This window comes from Planococcus antarcticus DSM 14505, assembly GCF_001687565.2.
GTDB classification, from domain to species: Bacteria; Bacillota; Bacilli; order Bacillales_A; family Planococcaceae; genus Planococcus; species Planococcus antarcticus.
Genome location: NZ_CP016534.2, coordinates 665,990 through 681,621, shown reverse-complemented (window position 1 = coordinate 681,621; position 15,632 = coordinate 665,990). Strand labels below are relative to the sequence as shown.

Genomic DNA, 15,632 nt, shown 5'->3' with positions numbered 1-15,632 from the left:
TTTTAGACAGCCACTTTTGCTGAAAACTGGCTATGGTACAGATCGGCGTAGAAGCCGTCTTTGTCGAGAAGTTGCTGATGCGTACCTTGTTCGATAACTTTCCCTTGGTCCATAACCAAAATCAGGTCAGCATCTTTGATGGTCGACAAGCGATGCGCGATGACAAAGCTTGTGCGTCCTTCCATTAGTCGATTCATGGCTTGCTGAATAAAGATTTCGGTCCGCGTGTCGACGCTAGAAGTCGCTTCATCCAGAATCATGATTGGTGGATCGGCAAGAATCGCGCGGGCGATAGTCAATAATTGCTTTTGTCCCTCTGAAATATTCGAAACTTCCTGGTTCAAGATGGTATCGTAGCCGTCCGGCAAGGTCCTGATAAAGTGGTCAGCGTGTGCCGCTTCTGCTGCAACCAGAATTTCCTCTTCGGTAGCGCCAGTTTTTCCGTAGGCGATATTGTCACGGATGGTGCCGTTAAACAGCCAGGTATCCTGCAGTACCATGCCGAAGTTCTGGCGCAGCTCATGGCGTGACATTTCTCGTGAATCAAGACCATCGACGGTGATCCGCCCACCGTTCAATTCGTAGAAACGCATCAACAGGTTGATCAAAGTCGTCTTGCCGGCACCGGTCGGCCCGACAATAGCGACCGTCTGACCCGGCAGAATGTCGATGTTCATCTTATCAATCAGCAAATTCTTACCATAGCCGAAGTCGACGTCTTCAAAAGCGACAGCACCTTTCGCGCGTGCTAGGACAGAAGTTGTCACTTCCACGACTTCCTCTTCCTCATCTAGCAATTCGAAGACCCGCTCAGCGGCAGCAACCGTCGACTGGATGATGTTGGCGATGTTGGCGGTCTGGGTAATCGGCTGCGTAAACTGTTTGGAATAAGTAATGAACGCTTGGATATCCCCGATGGAGATAGCGCGCTGCGTTACCAGGATTCCGCCGACGACGCTGATCAGCACATAGCTCAAATTGCCGATCAACGTCATCATCGGCATGATGATACCGGAAATGAACTGTGCTTTGCGCCCCGCATTGTAAAGTTCTTCATTGACGGCATCAAATTGCTCGTTGGATTTTGCTTCGTGCCCGAACGCTTTGACGACCTGGTGACCGGTGTACATTTCCTCCACGTGGCCATTCAAGTGGCCGAGATTTTTTTGCTGGCTGCTGAAGTATTTCTGGGATTTCTTCAAAATCGGTCCGATGACGAACAGGGACAGCGGCAAGGAAACGACCGCAATCAAGGTCAGCAAAGGGCTGATCGTCAGCATCATCACGAGAATCCCGACGATGGTGACAATCGACGTGATGAATTGCGTCAAGCTTTGCTGCAGCGTGCTGCCGATGGTATCGATGTCGTTGGTCATGCGGCTTAAGGTTTCACCGTTTGCCCGGCCATCAAAATACTCTAGCGGCAGTTTTTCCAGTTTTTTATTGACGTCTTGGCGCAGATCATAGACCGTGTCCTGCGCGACCGTTGACATCATATACTGCTGGATATAGCTGAACAAACTGCTGAACAGATACAGCCCGGCAAGAATTGCGAGAATCTGGCCGATAACACCAAAGTCGATGCCGCCGCCCGGAACACCCTGCAATTGCCCGTAAGCGCCTTCGAACAGTTCGGTAATCGCCATCCCCATGATTTTCGGTCCGACGATGGTGAACACTGTACTGAGAATCGCGACTAGGAAAACGGCCGCCAGTTTTTTTCGGCGCGGCTTTAAATAAGAAACAAGGCGGCGAAATGTGCCTTTGAAATCTTTGGCTTTTTCCGCCGGCATATTTGCTCCGCCATGTGGAGGTCCCATTCTACTCATGCAATTTCCTCCTCTGACAGTTGGGATAAGGCAATTTCGCGGTAGACCTTATTGGATTCGAGCAACTCTTCGTGCGTGCCCATGCCGACTACTTTGCCTTTTTCCAACACGATGATCCGATCCGCGTCGACCACCGTGCTGACACGCTGTGCGACCAACAGCACCGTGGCGTTTTTCGTTTCGTTTTTTAACGCTTTGCGCAGCTTGGCATCGGTCTTAAAATCGAGCGCCGAGAAACTATCATCGAAAATATACAAATCTGGCTTGCGGATCAACGCGCGAGCAATCGATAGGCGCTGCTTCTGCCCACCTGACAAATTAGAACCGCCCTGCTCGATTTCAGCCGCGTAGCCGCCTTCGATTTGATCGATAAATTCTGTTGCCTGCGCAATGTTTGCCGCATGATCCATTTCCTGCTGATTGGCGTCTTGTTTGCCGAAGCGGATATTGTCCGCGATGCTCCCAGTAAACAGCATCGATTTCTGCGGCACAAAGCCGATTTTCGAACGGACTTCCTGCTGCGAAGCCTCACGAATGTCAACGCCGTTGACGCGGATTGTTCCGCTCTTGACGTCGTAAAAGCGCGGCACCAGATTGACCAGCGTCGACTTGCCGGAACCCGTCCCACCGATCAAAGCCGTGATTTCACCCGGTTTGGCGCTAAAACTGATGTTCGACAGCGCCGGTTCTTCCGCTCCCGGATAATAGAAAGAAACGTCCTCAAACTCCAGCGTGCCGCGTGTGCGGTCCGCTTTGGCGGTGCCATCGTCCGTGAAGGCCGGCTTCATTTCCAATACTTCGTTAATCCGTCTGGCCGATACCGCTGCACGCGGAACCATGACGAACATAAAAGATGCCATGACCAGTGCAAACATGATCATCATGACGTATTGGATAAATGCCATCAAATCCCCGATCTGCATGGCGCCGTTACTAATGCGAATGCCGCCGAACCAAATAACGGCGACGACGGTCATGTTCATGACCAGCATCATGACCGGCATCAGGAAGGCCATGACTTTATTGACTTTGATGGAGACATCGGCCAGTTCACGATTGGCTTTTTGAAGGCGCGCTTTTTCCTCCTGTTCACGATTAAAGGCACGGATGACGCGGATGCCTGTCAGGTTTTCCCTTACTACTAGGTTTAAGCCGTCCAGACGCTGCTGAACCTCCTGGAACAAGGGCATGCCGTATTTCAAAATCAGCAAGATTGATACAGCCAATACCGGCATAGCACCGATAATGACTAGCGACAATTTGGCATCTTTTGAAACTGCCATGATAATTCCCCCGACCAGCATAATCGGTGCGCTGATAACCATACGTAGCATCATGATGACCACTTGTTGCACCTGGGTAATATCGTTTGTCGTGCGCGTGATCAGCGATGCGGTTCCCACTTCATCAAACTCCTGCAGCGAAAATTGGCCGACATGCTTGAAAACTTTCTGGCGCAAGTCGCGCCCCAGCCCCATCGCTGCTTTAGCCGAATAAAAACTGGCAAAAACCGCCGCGATTGCGCCGATTGCGGAAACCAGTAGCATCCAGCCGCCGATTCTCCAGATATACGGAATGTTGCCTTTGACGACACCATTGTCAATGATGTCTGCCATTAAGGTCGGCAGGAACAGCTCCGCCATCGATTGGCCAAAGACCAAGGCGACAACTGCTAGCACGATCCATTTATAAGGACTCAAATTCTTCAGGATCTTAATCATTTTGCAGCCACCTCTAATTCTACTTGGGTTAAGTAAGCTGAAATTTTTCCGTGTGCCTCGAGCAGTTCGTCCACTTGATCAGGCGTGAACTGCTCACTTGCCTCTTTGAATGCCTGGTGAAGTCCATCTTCTTGGAGATGAAGTTCTTCTACCAAAGCCCTCCCTTTCGTACTCAGTGCCAGCAGAGTTTCACGGCGGTTGTCCTCTACTTGTTGGCGGTCGAGATAGCCTTCTTTAACCAGTCCATCTATCGCTTGGCTCAAAGTACTTTTGGGCAGAACGGTTTTTTCTCCAATATTCTTCTGCGTCATTTCATTGCAGCCAATAATGGTCATTAAAATCGAGTATTGCGGAATCGACAAACCCTTTTTCACGGCCGACTTTTGAATAAAACGCACCATGTTTTTCTGTACTTTAGCAAATGACAGCATTAACTGCATATACGCTTCCATCTCTTTTTTATCACTCATTTGCTGCACCATCTTTCATTTCCGAACCGTTCCAAACGGAACAATCGGATGTAATGCCTTTAAACTACTCTGATTGCTGTGGTACGTCAACTTTGTAGATCGTGTTTTTGAATCAATAAAAACAACTCCCATCAGTATACTGGTGGGAGTTGTGAATGGTTCGTGATCAGTTCTTTTTTATCGTTGCAGCGCTACGCGACCGGCAGCAGTCAATCAGCAGCATCAGCAGTTTGCGATTTTGAATAAAGTCTTGTGGTTTTGCCCAAACAGCTCGGAACACATGGGTGACAAGTTGCTCACAGACGGAACAATCTGTTTCGGACTGGCGGGCAATGTTCCATATAATTCGGTGGTAGCGGTCGTACAAATCGGATAATGCCTGTTTTTCCCGATTACGAATTCCAGTCATCAATTTCTCGTCTATGGTCAATTTGTCACCCCCCTCTTTTCCTATTCCCTTTGAAGCAATCGTCCTAAACCTAATTATCTCGAAATAAAGGCAATAATTTGAAATAAATAAAAAAACACTAGAAAAACTCTACTTTCGCAGATTTCCCTAGTGCCATTGGATTATTCTGTTATTGATGAAGGATATTTTCAAGCGCTACGTCGAGCGTCGGGTAGGTAAAACGAAATCCAGCCTGCTGCAATCGTTCCGGCAAAATCCAGCGGCTTTTTAAGATTAGTTCCGGTTCTGTCCCGATGACAACTGCTCCCATACTCAGCATCCACCCGGTTGCCGGCAAACCGATTTTTTTGTCCATCGTCATTCGCAGTTGCTTCATTAATTCGCGATTGGTGACAGGTTCAGGCGATGTAGTGTTGATGACACCACTGATGTTGTCATGATCGCGCACGAATAGGATAATGCGGTAAACGTCCTCCAAATGGATCCAGCTGAATAGTTGTCGGCCAGAACCCTGTTTGCCACCGAGACCAAAGCGCACCATGTTCTCATAAGGCGTCATGACACCACCATCTTTGCCAAGGACAATCGACAGACGCAATGCAACTTGACGCGTATTTGGCAAATTGAAGCTGAATAGCGCCTGTTCCCAAGCTTTGCCGACTTCTACTGAAAAGCCGGTGCCAAATTCTCCGTTCGCTTCCGTCATCGGCCGATCTTCCGCGTGGCGGTAAATCGTCGATGTGCTGGAATTGACCCATACCGGAGGTGGATTGTCGCAGGCCAAGATTGCTGTGCCCAGTGCTTCCGTCGTCTCCACTCGCGAATCAAAAATCTCTCGTTTATTAGCTTCGGTGTATCGGCAATTTACCGATTTTCCCGCCAAGTTGACCAACATCTCAGCGCCATCTAAAGCTTTGACAATGCCCGTGTGATTTTTCCAATTCAAGTGATCTGGCTGTCTTGAAATAATGATGACCCGGTAGCCCTGGTCTGTAAATTTCCTTTCCAAATACTGCCCAACAAAACCGGTACCTCCGGCTAATACGATTTTTTTCATTCTATCACCCATTTTCTGTAAATTATTCTTCTGCTACTTGACGCTTTATCTGAACAAAAGATGCGCCTCAGCCAAATTCTTTTTGGTGCTCTTTTTTGCGCCTTAAGTAATCCTCATCTTCCCGGATTTCGTCCCAGCGCTTCTTGAAAATCGCCGCCGACTCCGCTTTTATCGGATCGATTTCCCGCTCTTTGATGCTGCCGTCTTCGTTGTATTTGCGACCGCCTTTGTAATTCGTGTAGCGGCGCGCCCGCGTATAGCCCATCTGAATAAACTTGCGCGCCATGTCCATCCCCACAAAATCATCCTGCTTGCGGTATTCTTCGAACATCTCTGAAATCTTATCGCATGATTCCTGGGCAATGTCCGGCGTCTTGAAGCGCCAATGCGGCAAAATTTCACCCTTATACGGCTCTACCATCAGCACGCCCTGCTCTCCTTTGCCAACTCGGTACAGCTCTGGATGCTTCCGCAAATCCAGGCTCTCATAGTCCAGGTCATAATCAAACGCCATGCAAATCGACTCCTTTTATGCTTTGTTAAAGTTATACCCTTGATTGCACTTAGTGAATCCAGGGTATGCCTATGATTTTCATGTAGAAAGTGTGAGAATACTTAAATAGAACGTGAGGATTTGTTTAGAAGTTTTGATGGTTTATGTAGGAGTGTTGATTTTTCATGTAGAGATATGAAACACCTGGGTAGAGAGCAGCACCCACCACTAATTGAAAAAAGACCGGAGAAAATTTTCCGGTCTTCCATTTTGTAAGCTGCTAATTTTTCAACTACCAAACGCTTCTTTAGAAATTTTATAGACACGCGCTTCATATGGCCGCAATTGTGCCGAATCAATGTTTTGGTAATTTGCCAAAAGCAATGTCGAGTCTTCAGGATCAATGCTACACAAGCATGCATGCTGGGCAAGGTTTGTAACAATGAGCACCTTGTCGTCGTCATATTCGCGCGTATAGGCAAAGATCGATTCGTGGCCCAACTCCACCAACTTATACTCCCCATAAATGAAAACATCCATGTTCTTTCGGAGCCAGATCATCTGTTTATAGAAGGCCAGCACTGAATGCGGATCGTTTTCCTGCGCTTCGACGTTCAGCCACTCATAATTTGGATTGACGTTGATCCACGGCATCCCCGTCGAGAAACCAGCATGGAGGCTATTGTTCCATTGCATCGGTGTCCGTGAATGATCGCGGCTTGTCGCGCGCAGCAAGGTCATGATGGCTTCGTGTTCCATGCCTGTTTCTTTTTTATGGAAGTATAAATTATGTGTATGGACATCATCGAAATGGTCGAGTTCTTCAAATGGGGCGTTTGACATGCCGATCTCCTGGCCTTGGTAAATGAACGGCGTCCCTTGCATGAAGAAATACATGCAACCAAGTGCTGTCGCGCTTTCGCGCCAATATGATTGGTCATTCCCCCAAGTTGAAACGACGCGCGGCTTATCATGATTTTCTATGAATAAGGCATTCCAGCCAACACCGTTCACTTTTTCCTGCCATTTGCTGAGCACCTTTTTCAGTTCTGGTGCATTCACACCGTTTTGCACTTCCACATTCCACAAGTCAATGTCCTCGAATTGGAAGATCATATTGAATTTGCCGGTCTCAGTGCTGACCCAATCATGGATTTCGTCTGCCGAAACACCATTGGCTTCGCCGACTGTCATGATGTCATGTTTGCCAAAAGTTTCATCGTATAATTCCTGCAGGAGCGGCTGGATGCCATCAACATTCATCATTTTGTCCCATGATGGTACAAACAAATGCCCTTCTGTGTTGTCAGTGTTCGTGTAGTCTTTTTTGATATGGCTGATAGCATCCACCCGGAAGCCATCGATTCCTTTGGCTACCCACCAATTGACCATTTTGTAGAGTTCACTGCGGACTTCAGGGTTTTCCCAATTTAAATCGGGCTGTTTTTTCGAGAAGATGTGCAGGTAGTATTGTCCAGTCTTTTCATCGTAATCCCAGGCCGGTCCCCCGAAAATGCTTTCCCAATTCAACGGTTCGTCGCGCCAGACATACCAATCGCGTTTCGGGTTGTGGCGTGATGAGCTTGATTCCAAAAACCATGGGTGCTCATCACTCGTGTGGTTAATCACTAAGTCGATAATCAGCTTCATGCCACGCGCGTGTACTTCTTCCATTAGACGTTCGAAATCCGCCATTGTGCCGAAGTCTTCCAGTATCGCCTGGTAATCGCTGATGTCGTAGCCATTGTCATCGTTTGGTGATTTGTACATCGGACATATCCAAATCACATCGATGCCAAGTTCTTTCAAATAATCCAATTTGCTCGTGACGCCGTTAATATCACCAAGTCCATTACCGCTGGAATCCATGAAGCTGCGCGGATAAACTTGATAGACGACTGCTTCTTTCCACCATTTTTTATTCATATCGAATCCCTCTCATAGACGGCGACAAGATCCTCTTTCAATCAGTCGAGATGAAACTATGACTTGTTTTGGAGGCACCGACTCGTCCGTTATTTTCTCTAATACCAATTCTGCTGCGTGCAGCCCTAGATCGTAAATCGAAATATCCACTGTACTGAGCGGCGGCTTCAAATGCCGTGAAATAGCATGATTATTAAACCCGATGATGGAGACGTCCTCCGGCACCTGGATTTTCAAATCCTCGAGATAGCCAATCACTTCGTACGCCACCATGTCGTCATGTGTGACGATGGCCGTTGGCGGAACTTCAAGTGCCATCAACCGGCGGATCGCCTCGCGCTCGTTGCCGCCCATCAGTTCTTGATTTGCCGTATAAGCTTCATCAAACGGAATACCGTGTTGCGCGAGAGTTTGCTTATAGCCTTCCAATCGATCGAGCGACACTACGAAATCCACGGCTCCCCCGACAAATGCAATATGCCGGTGGCCAAGCCCGATCAAGTATTCGACCGTCTCTTTGGTGTTATTGATGTTGTCGTTGTCGACATACGATATGGAACACGGGTCTTTAAACGGACGCCCGACTACAGAGAACGGCAAGCCACTTTTACTCAAATATTCCATGACCGGATCGCCAATTTTTGAGTACAGCAGAATGATGCCATCGACCCGCCTGCCTTGTGCCATTTCAACGACTTCGCTATAGATTTCCTCTTGCGTGGCACCGGTCGACAAATACAAGCCATACTGACTGCCATGCGCACGAGTTGAGATTCCCCGCAACACTTCCGGAAAGAAAGGATTTTGGAATGCCAATGTCGCTGAGTTTTCCATGACGACTCCGAGGGTCTGGCTTTTTTTCGCTACCAGATTGCGGGCTTGGAAATTCGGGTAGTAGCCTAGTCCTTCCATCACTTCACGTACTTTCACTTTCGTCTTGCTGCTGATTCGTGGATTATCGGCGATTACCCGGGAAACAGTAGCAGGCGACACGCCAGCCTGTTTCGCAACGTCTTTGATCGTGACGGCCATTTGAGTACCTCCTTATTTTACTGCTCCATCTGATACCCCTTTAATAATTTCACGTTGTGCAAAGAAGTAGAAGATAATGACCGGAACGATGGCGAGCGTCAATCCGGCAAGCGCCAAATGCCATTGTTTCGTATATTCTCCGAAGAAGAAGAACATCTTCAGCGGAATCGTTTCGCTCCCTGGTGTATTGATAACAAGTGACGGCAACAAGTAATCGTTCCAGATCCAAATGATGTTGAGGATCGCCACCGTAACCGTAATCGGCTTCAGAATCGGAAAGATAATGTGCCAGAATACTTGCCAGCGATTTGCCCCGTCAATCGTCGCCGCTTCATCAAGTGAGCGTGGTACATTATTCAACGCCCCATGATATAGGAAAATGGAAAGACTTGCGCCGAATCCAAGATACATGAAGATAAGGCCGCCGCGGTTCAGCATTTCAAATTGGCCGAATACCGTTACGAGCGGAATCATGACCGACTGAAACGGAATCAGCATCGCTGCAACGAATGTAAAAAACAGCACTGTGCTTAGCCTACTCTTAGCGCGCGATAACGCATATGCTGCCATCGCGGAAAAGACAATGATCAAAACCACACTGACGACGGTGATCAAAAGAGAGTTAAAAAGCGTACGCATAAAATCAAGTTCTTCAAAAGCAGTGATGTAATTGTCAAAACTCCATTGTTCTGGAAGACTGATCGTATCCATGAAAATTTCCTTCTTCGATTTAAAGGAGTTGACGAACATCAAATAAAATGGGGCTAGCCATAATAGCGCCAGCAGTCCCCCGAAGACTTCCAGTTTGATATCCCACTTTTTCTTCATTACATTTCAACCTCCTTGCGTTTGTTCAAATACACTTGGACAAGGGCAATGATTGCGACAATCACAAAGAAAATGACGGCTTTCGCCTGCGCGTAGGCGAAGGCGTTCTGTGTGAACGCTGTTTTGAAGATTTCCATTGCAACCATTTCGGTCGAATTGTAAGGTCCGCCGCCTGTCAGCGACAAGTTCTGGTCGTATAGCTTGAACGAATTGGACAGTGTCAGGAACATGCTGACGGTGAATGCTGGAGCAACGAGCGGAAAAACGATATAGCGAAAACGCTGAAACGTTGATGCCCCATCGATTTCAGAAGCTTCCAGCAATTCTTTCGGCATGCCTTCCAAATAAGCGATGTAAATAACCATTATGTAACCTGCCATTTGCCAGCTCATTAAAATGACCAAGCCCCAGAATCCGGTGTCCGTCGTGGATAGCCATCCCTGAAGACTTTCCATTCCAATGATTTCGCCGACACTGGCAAAAACTTTAATGAAAATAAACTGCCAGATAAAGCCCAAGATCAATCCACCGATCAAGTTTGGCATGAAGAACGTTGTGCGCAACAGTTTGCTTGAACGGACACGTCCAGTAACGAGCAATGCCAGCGACAAGCCGATAATATTAATTAGGATAACCGAAACAATTGAGAATTTCGTAGTGAACCAAAGAGAATCCAAGAACCTTTCATCTTTGAACAGGTCGATGTAATTTTGGAACCCAACAAACTCACCGGTATCAATCCCGTTCCAGGTGGTGAACGAATAATAAACTCCAAGAAGCATAGGAACGATGACAACCAGCGTAAGTGCCAGCAAAACCGGGGCTAGAAACAACCAATAAGATAAATCTTTTGTACGCATAAAGGCACCATTCCTTTCATATTTCATTCGGTAAACTTTAATGAGTGGAGTGAAGAAAAGAAGAAATCGCTCCAGACGGACGCTTTGGGCCCACAGGATGTGGGTCATGCAACTGGCACGACAGGACTTCGCGCCAGTTGTGTCACCCCAGCCTCCCCGTCGCAAGCTCCTGCAGGGTCTCCTGGGTGTCGCTTCAATGCTCCAGCAGGAAAGTCATTGAACGAAGAGAGTTCGGGCAATGGCTTTGCGATGCAGGAGCACATCTTTGCACTTCGCCGTCTTCCGTTCTTTCTTTTAGGTATCTTCTAACAACTCATCAGGATATGGAGCAAACTAGCGAAAACTCCTAAGGGAGCATTGCGGCGACATGGAAAGAAATCGACTCGGGGGTAAAGAGTTAGTTCGGCGCAATCCCTTGGCAGCTGCCCCACATTCTGTGTCCCCCTCAGCAAAGCTAGTTTGTGGAATATCCATTGCAGAACAATTTTCATTACAAATAATCGACTCGACATATCTAGCAAATTTCTTAGCGACGGCGCGTCCAGGGGCTAGGCGGAGCAATAAGACGAATGTTCTTCTCGGCTTATTGTGGGAGCCATGTCCAAATCGGCCGCAGTGGTTTATAAAAGTAAATCATGTCCAATTTACCCTAGTAACAAAACAAAGTAGCACAGAGGCTACTTTGTTTGAAACGCTCATAATGAAAATTAGCTTGAGTTTTTATTATTCAGCTCTGTTTGTTCCCCAAGCTTCTTTGGCTGAATCGATGACTTCGTCCCAGCTTGCTTCTTCGCTCAGGTACTTCTGGATATTAGATCCAAGTTCGTCTTCTCCCCATCCAGTCGGATAGCCCATGAAGACCCAACCGATTGTGTTGCCTGACTCGGATGCATCATAGATTGCTTTCGACATAGGATCTGTGATCTTCGAAGTATCATACCCTTCGTAAGCGGGAATGAATTTGAAGTCTTCCACTACAGCAGTTTTGCCTGCATCAGATGTGTAGAGCCAATCTAAAAACGCTTTCGATTCTTTAACGACAGCTTCATCAGCTTTTTTGTTTACGCCCCAGTACATTGGTACGCCAACTGGCAATCCTGCATTTTCCACTCCTTCAACAGGAATTGGCATCATGCCGATACCATTGTCTGCAAGTTCAGGATCAATACCAGCGATTGAGCCGTAAGCCCAGTTTCCTTGCTGGATAATCGCAACACGTTCCAGCGAGAACAATTCTTCTACTTGTTGAGAGTAGTCAAGGCTTACTGTCGGCTGTTTGGAATATTCGTTCTGCAGATCAACGATTTTCTTGAAACCGTCTGCATATTTGAAATCGACCGTTTTCGCGTCGAATGCCGTTAATACGTTGTTGTCGAATTCAGGAGCAAGGAATGTGTTCGACAAATGAAGGCCTGTAACCCACGCTTCTTTTCCTGGGAAAGCGAAGACCGATTCCAGTCCAAGTTCCTCTTTTTGCGAATCCAATGTTTTTACAGCTTCCTCAAGTGCTGCGAAATCAGTGATCGATGCAGGATCGATTCCGGCTTCTTCGAATAAGCGTGTGTTATAGATGAATCCGTATCCTTCCTGGTTATAAGGAAGTCCCAGTACTTCAGACTCGACGGTTACGCCATCAAGTGTTCCTTCAAGTGCTGCTCCAGCAGCTTCTGTGTCTGCTAAGTCTGATAAGTTATCTTTCCAATCCGCGACATCTTGGGGTCCACCGATGTTAAAGATCGCTGGCTCGTTGCCAGATGCAAAACGTGAACGAAGTGCTGCGCCGTAATCCTCTCCGCCACCGACAGTCGTAATTTCAATGTTAACGTTCGGATTTTCTTCTTCGTAAAGCGCTACAACATCTTCAAACTGGTCTTTGAACTCCACTTTAAATTGGAAAATATCAACTGTCACTTCTTCCCCATCAGATCCTGAAGCATTTTCCTCTCCATCACTATTACATCCTGCCAAAACTGCTGCTGACAGCATCAATGACGCCACAAGCCCCTTGCTGAACTTTAATTCCTTCATCCCAAAATCCCCCTTTAAAATGTTGTGAAATCGTTTGCACAAATTGGTAAATAAAAAATGGAAACAGCATCGATAAAGTTTCCAATAATTAATTATTTTGATCATACCACCATGAAAACGTTTGCACAAGATAAAATTTTAAAAAAGTCAAATTTTTTTCTGTATCCAGAATCACTTTCAAACTGAAAGAAAAAAACAGGATCGACATTTCTGCCGCTCCTGCTTTAAAATAATCAGAATTATCCACTTAATCATCTAACACTAACAACGCCGCGCCTAAAATGCCTGCATCGTTTTCAAAACGCGCCACTGCTACATCCAACGGATTCAGCAGCACAGGTTTGAGCTGCTGCTGGAGCGATTCCATCCATAGATCCGCTGCTTCTGAAACTCCGCCGCCGATGATCACCATTTCCATATCAAATGCCGCTTGCAGACTACTGATAACAAACGCCAGGTCTCTGGTGAATTCTTCCACGACTTGCTTAGCTGCCGGGTCCGTTCGTGCATTTTCAAAAAGCTCAGGCGGTGTGATTGCGAGTCCCGCTTCACTGATCCGGCGGCGCAACGCCGTTCCAGACACATACATTTCACTGCACCCCAAGCGACCACACGCACATTTTACGCCATTCGGATAAAGGATCATATGGCCGAGCTCTGCCGCTCCCCCGTGAGGACCGCCGCTTAAGAGCTTTCCGTCCCACAGCACCCCGCCGCCGAGGCCAGTACCGAGAGTCAATACAACCACACGATCAAGCCCTCGCGCAGCACCAAACTTCGCTTCTGCAAGCGCCACAGCGTTTGCGTCATTTTCTACTTCGACGCGTTTTCCTGTCGCTTTCTCCAGCCATGCTTTTACAGGTGTATCGGTCCACCCTGGCAAAGTCTCTGCCGCATAGATTACTTTCCCTTGCTTCGGGTCGACGAAGCCATGCGTACCGACGCCGATTGCGCTGATTTCCGGCCGTTTAGCCAGCACCCGCAAGATATTCTCTTCTAGATAGGGATACAGCGGAATTTGTGTGGGAATTTGTTCTTCGTATAAAATCTGGCCGCCGCCGTCAATAACGCCCATGCGGATTTTGGTGCCACCAATGTCGATTCCTAATACTTTTGCCATAGCTCCTCCTAGTATTGTCCGTATTTCTGCTTATTGTTGATAATAGACCATCGCTTCGTATGGTCTGAGCAGAACATCATTTCCAGCATTCGTTTCCGTATAATTGCCGATTAGCAATTTGCCTTCCGGACGGGCTGCCGATTTTATGTTTTTCGAGAAATTGCAATAGACGGTCAGCTGCTCATCATTCCATTTGCGCGTATACGCAAAGATCTCGCCGTCTTCGCGGTACAACAATTCGAAATCGCCATGTGTGATAATATCCATTTTCTTGCGGTATCCAATCAGTTTTTTATAATACTGGTAAACCGAATTCGGATCTGTGTGCTGCAATGCGTTGATTTTCTTGTAATTCGGGTTGGTTTTCAGCCACGGCGTCCCTGTCGTAAAGCCGCCGTTCGGCTCAGCGGACCATTGCATCGGTGTCCGCGCATTGTCTCGGCTTTTGACTTGAATTTGCTGCATGATGTCATCGTGCGGAACACCGGCTTGGCGTTTTTCTTTGTACATATTCAAGGTCTCGATGTCTTTATAGTCGTCAATCGAGTCAAAGTGAACATTGGTCATTCCGAGTTCTTCGCCTTGGTAGATATAAGGCGTGCCTTGCATGAAGTGAAGGCACGTGGCGAGCATCTTCGCTGATTCAACGCGCCAGTCCGTGTCTTCGCCAAAGCGTGAGACAATACGCGGCTGGTCGTGGTTGTTCCAATACAGGCTATTCCACCCTTCGTCGTGGAGGCCATGCTGCCATTTTTCCATATTCTTTTTCAAATCAGTCAGTAGCAAGGGCTTCAGATCCCATTTTTCACCGGATGCCTGATCAAGCCCCATGTGCTCAAACGTGAAGATCATGTTCAGTTCCTGATTTTTCACAGCGGTATAGTCACGTGCCTCTTTCGGCGTCGTGCCTGGAGTTTCGCCGACCGTGACAATATCGTATTTCGACAGCACCTCTTTGTTCATCTCTTTTAGATATCTATGGACGTTCGGTCCGTTCAGAAATTGATGGCTGCCATCGCCGCCTGGTGCATCGTGCATGTCCGATACTTTTGAGATCATATTGATAACGTCCATGCGGAAACCGTCCACGCCTTTATCGAGCCACCAGCGCATCATTTCGTAAACCGTCTTTCGTAGTTCCGGATTGTCCCAATTCAAATCCGGCTGTTTTTTTGAAAATAGGTGCAAGAAATATTGACCACGTTCTTTTTGGTATTCCCAAACAGAGCCACTAAAGAATGAACGCCAGTTTGTGGGTTTGTCGCGCCATATGTAAAAGTCTGGATGGTTCTTGAACCATTGGTGTTCGTCGGAAGTATGGTTGACGACAAGATCCATGACAAGTTTCATGCCACGATCATGGACTTCCGACAACAGCTCATCAAAATCAGCCATTGTTCCAAACTCTGTCATGATTTGATAATAATCACGGATGTCGTAGCCGTTGTCATCATTCGGCGAATCGTAGACCGGCGACAGCCAGAGAATGTCAACACCTAGACCGTTCAAGTAATCAAGTTTCTGAATAATCCCTTGAATATCACCGATGCCATCACCATTCGAGTCCATAAAGCTGCGTGGATAAATTTGATACACGGTCGACTTTTTCCACCATTCGTCCATAAATCTCCCTCTTTTCTTTAAAGTAAATATTATTCTAACATCATACATGAATTTGCTGAATTGCCAACTAATTTATGTGAATTTATTTTTTCCACCTATAATTCTAGTGGGATCCCTCTGCCTTTTTAGTCGATTTTTTGGGCGGAGAAGCTTCATTCTTCACGAAAATTCCATGTAATAAAAAAACCACCGTGGTTTCCCGGCAGTGATTGAAGACGTCCCGATTTCTAGGAGCG

13 protein-coding genes are annotated in these 15,632 nt (G+C 47.2%); all 13 read right to left on the bottom strand.

Going from position 1 to position 15,632, the window contains the following annotated elements; all coding sequences use genetic code 11:
- Positions 1–2: 2 nt before the first annotated feature.
- On the bottom strand, positions 3–1,829 hold the full coding sequence (locus BBH88_RS03500) for an ABC transporter ATP-binding protein (RefSeq protein WP_065537280.1): 1,827 nt from the start codon (positions 1,827–1,829) through the stop codon (positions 3–5).
- Positions 1,826–3,550: an ABC transporter ATP-binding protein gene (locus tag BBH88_RS03495; protein WP_065537281.1), complete on the bottom strand. Its 1,725-nt coding sequence runs from the start codon at positions 3,548–3,550 to the stop codon at positions 1,826–1,828. The genes BBH88_RS03500 and BBH88_RS03495 overlap by 4 nt, the downstream gene beginning before the upstream one ends.
- The gene (locus tag BBH88_RS03490) at positions 3,547–4,020 is read right to left on the bottom strand and encodes a MarR family winged helix-turn-helix transcriptional regulator (RefSeq protein ID WP_006828580.1); all 474 of its coding nucleotides are present in this window, start codon (positions 4,018–4,020) and stop codon (positions 3,547–3,549) included. The genes BBH88_RS03495 and BBH88_RS03490 overlap by 4 nt, the downstream gene beginning before the upstream one ends.
- 166 nt (positions 4,021–4,186) lie before the next feature.
- Positions 4,187–4,450 carry a hypothetical protein gene (locus tag BBH88_RS03485; RefSeq protein WP_006828581.1) on the bottom strand — a complete coding sequence of 88 codons (264 nt, stop codon included), beginning with the start codon at positions 4,448–4,450 and terminating at the stop codon, positions 4,187–4,189.
- Between the two features lie 148 nt (positions 4,451–4,598).
- Complete coding sequence (locus tag BBH88_RS03480; RefSeq protein ID WP_065537282.1) at positions 4,599–5,486, bottom strand: TIGR01777 family oxidoreductase; 888 nt, start codon at positions 5,484–5,486, stop codon at positions 4,599–4,601.
- Between the two features lie 67 nt (positions 5,487–5,553).
- Positions 5,554–6,000: a DUF4385 domain-containing protein gene (locus BBH88_RS03475; RefSeq protein WP_006828583.1), complete on the bottom strand. Its 447-nt coding sequence runs from the start codon at positions 5,998–6,000 to the stop codon at positions 5,554–5,556.
- Between the two features lie 267 nt (positions 6,001–6,267).
- Positions 6,268–7,905: a glycoside hydrolase family 13 protein gene (locus tag BBH88_RS03470; RefSeq protein ID WP_006828584.1), complete on the bottom strand. Its 1,638-nt coding sequence runs from the start codon at positions 7,903–7,905 to the stop codon at positions 6,268–6,270.
- Positions 7,906–7,917: 12 nt separating this feature from the next.
- Complete coding sequence (locus tag BBH88_RS03465) at positions 7,918–8,937, bottom strand: LacI family DNA-binding transcriptional regulator (protein WP_006828585.1); 1,020 nt, start codon at positions 8,935–8,937, stop codon at positions 7,918–7,920.
- A gap of 12 nt (positions 8,938–8,949) precedes the next feature.
- Positions 8,950–9,765 carry a carbohydrate ABC transporter permease gene (locus BBH88_RS03460; protein ID WP_006828586.1) on the bottom strand — a complete coding sequence of 272 codons (816 nt, stop codon included), beginning with the start codon at positions 9,763–9,765 and terminating at the stop codon, positions 8,950–8,952.
- The gene (locus tag BBH88_RS03455; RefSeq protein ID WP_006828587.1) at positions 9,765–10,625 is read right to left on the bottom strand and encodes a carbohydrate ABC transporter permease; all 861 of its coding nucleotides are present in this window, start codon (positions 10,623–10,625) and stop codon (positions 9,765–9,767) included. The genes BBH88_RS03460 and BBH88_RS03455 overlap by 1 nt, the downstream gene beginning before the upstream one ends.
- A gap of 723 nt (positions 10,626–11,348) precedes the next feature.
- Positions 11,349–12,653, bottom strand: coding sequence for an ABC transporter substrate-binding protein (locus BBH88_RS03450; RefSeq protein ID WP_006828588.1), 1,305 nt, complete (start codon positions 12,651–12,653; stop codon positions 11,349–11,351).
- A 247-nt stretch (positions 12,654–12,900) separates the two neighbouring features.
- The gene (locus BBH88_RS03445; RefSeq protein WP_006828589.1) at positions 12,901–13,773 is read right to left on the bottom strand and encodes an ROK family protein; all 873 of its coding nucleotides are present in this window, start codon (positions 13,771–13,773) and stop codon (positions 12,901–12,903) included.
- 30 nt (positions 13,774–13,803) lie between these two features.
- Complete coding sequence (locus BBH88_RS03440; protein ID WP_006828590.1) at positions 13,804–15,396, bottom strand: glycoside hydrolase family 13 protein; 1,593 nt, start codon at positions 15,394–15,396, stop codon at positions 13,804–13,806.
- Positions 15,397–15,632 lie beyond the last annotated feature (236 nt).

Bases quoted from the DNA above. Each gene is read 5' to 3' on its own strand.
- BBH88_RS03500 (WP_065537280.1), bottom strand. From the start codon at position 1,829: ATGAGTAGAATGGGACCTCCACATGGCGGAGCAAATATGCCGGCGGAA.
- BBH88_RS03495 (WP_065537281.1), bottom strand. From the start codon at position 3,550: ATGATTAAGATCCTGAAGAATTTGAGTCCTTATAAATGGATCGTGCTA.
- BBH88_RS03490 (WP_006828580.1), bottom strand. From the start codon at position 4,020: ATGAGTGATAAAAAAGAGATGGAAGCGTATATGCAGTTAATGCTGTCA.
- BBH88_RS03480 (WP_065537282.1), bottom strand. From the start codon at position 5,486: ATGAAAAAAATCGTATTAGCCGGAGGTACCGGTTTTGTTGGGCAGTAT.
- BBH88_RS03475 (WP_006828583.1), bottom strand. From the start codon at position 6,000: ATGGCGTTTGATTATGACCTGGACTATGAGAGCCTGGATTTGCGGAAG.
- BBH88_RS03470 (WP_006828584.1), bottom strand. From the start codon at position 7,905: ATGAATAAAAAATGGTGGAAAGAAGCAGTCGTCTATCAAGTTTATCCG.
- BBH88_RS03465 (WP_006828585.1), bottom strand. From the start codon at position 8,937: ATGGCCGTCACGATCAAAGACGTTGCGAAACAGGCTGGCGTGTCGCCT.
- BBH88_RS03460 (WP_006828586.1), bottom strand. From the start codon at position 9,765: ATGAAGAAAAAGTGGGATATCAAACTGGAAGTCTTCGGGGGACTGCTG.
- BBH88_RS03455 (WP_006828587.1), bottom strand. From the start codon at position 10,625: ATGCGTACAAAAGATTTATCTTATTGGTTGTTTCTAGCCCCGGTTTTG.
- BBH88_RS03450 (WP_006828588.1), bottom strand. From the start codon at position 12,653: ATGAAGGAATTAAAGTTCAGCAAGGGGCTTGTGGCGTCATTGATGCTG.
- BBH88_RS03445 (WP_006828589.1), bottom strand. From the start codon at position 13,773: ATGGCAAAAGTATTAGGAATCGACATTGGTGGCACCAAAATCCGCATG.
- BBH88_RS03440 (WP_006828590.1), bottom strand. From the start codon at position 15,396: ATGGACGAATGGTGGAAAAAGTCGACCGTGTATCAAATTTATCCACGC.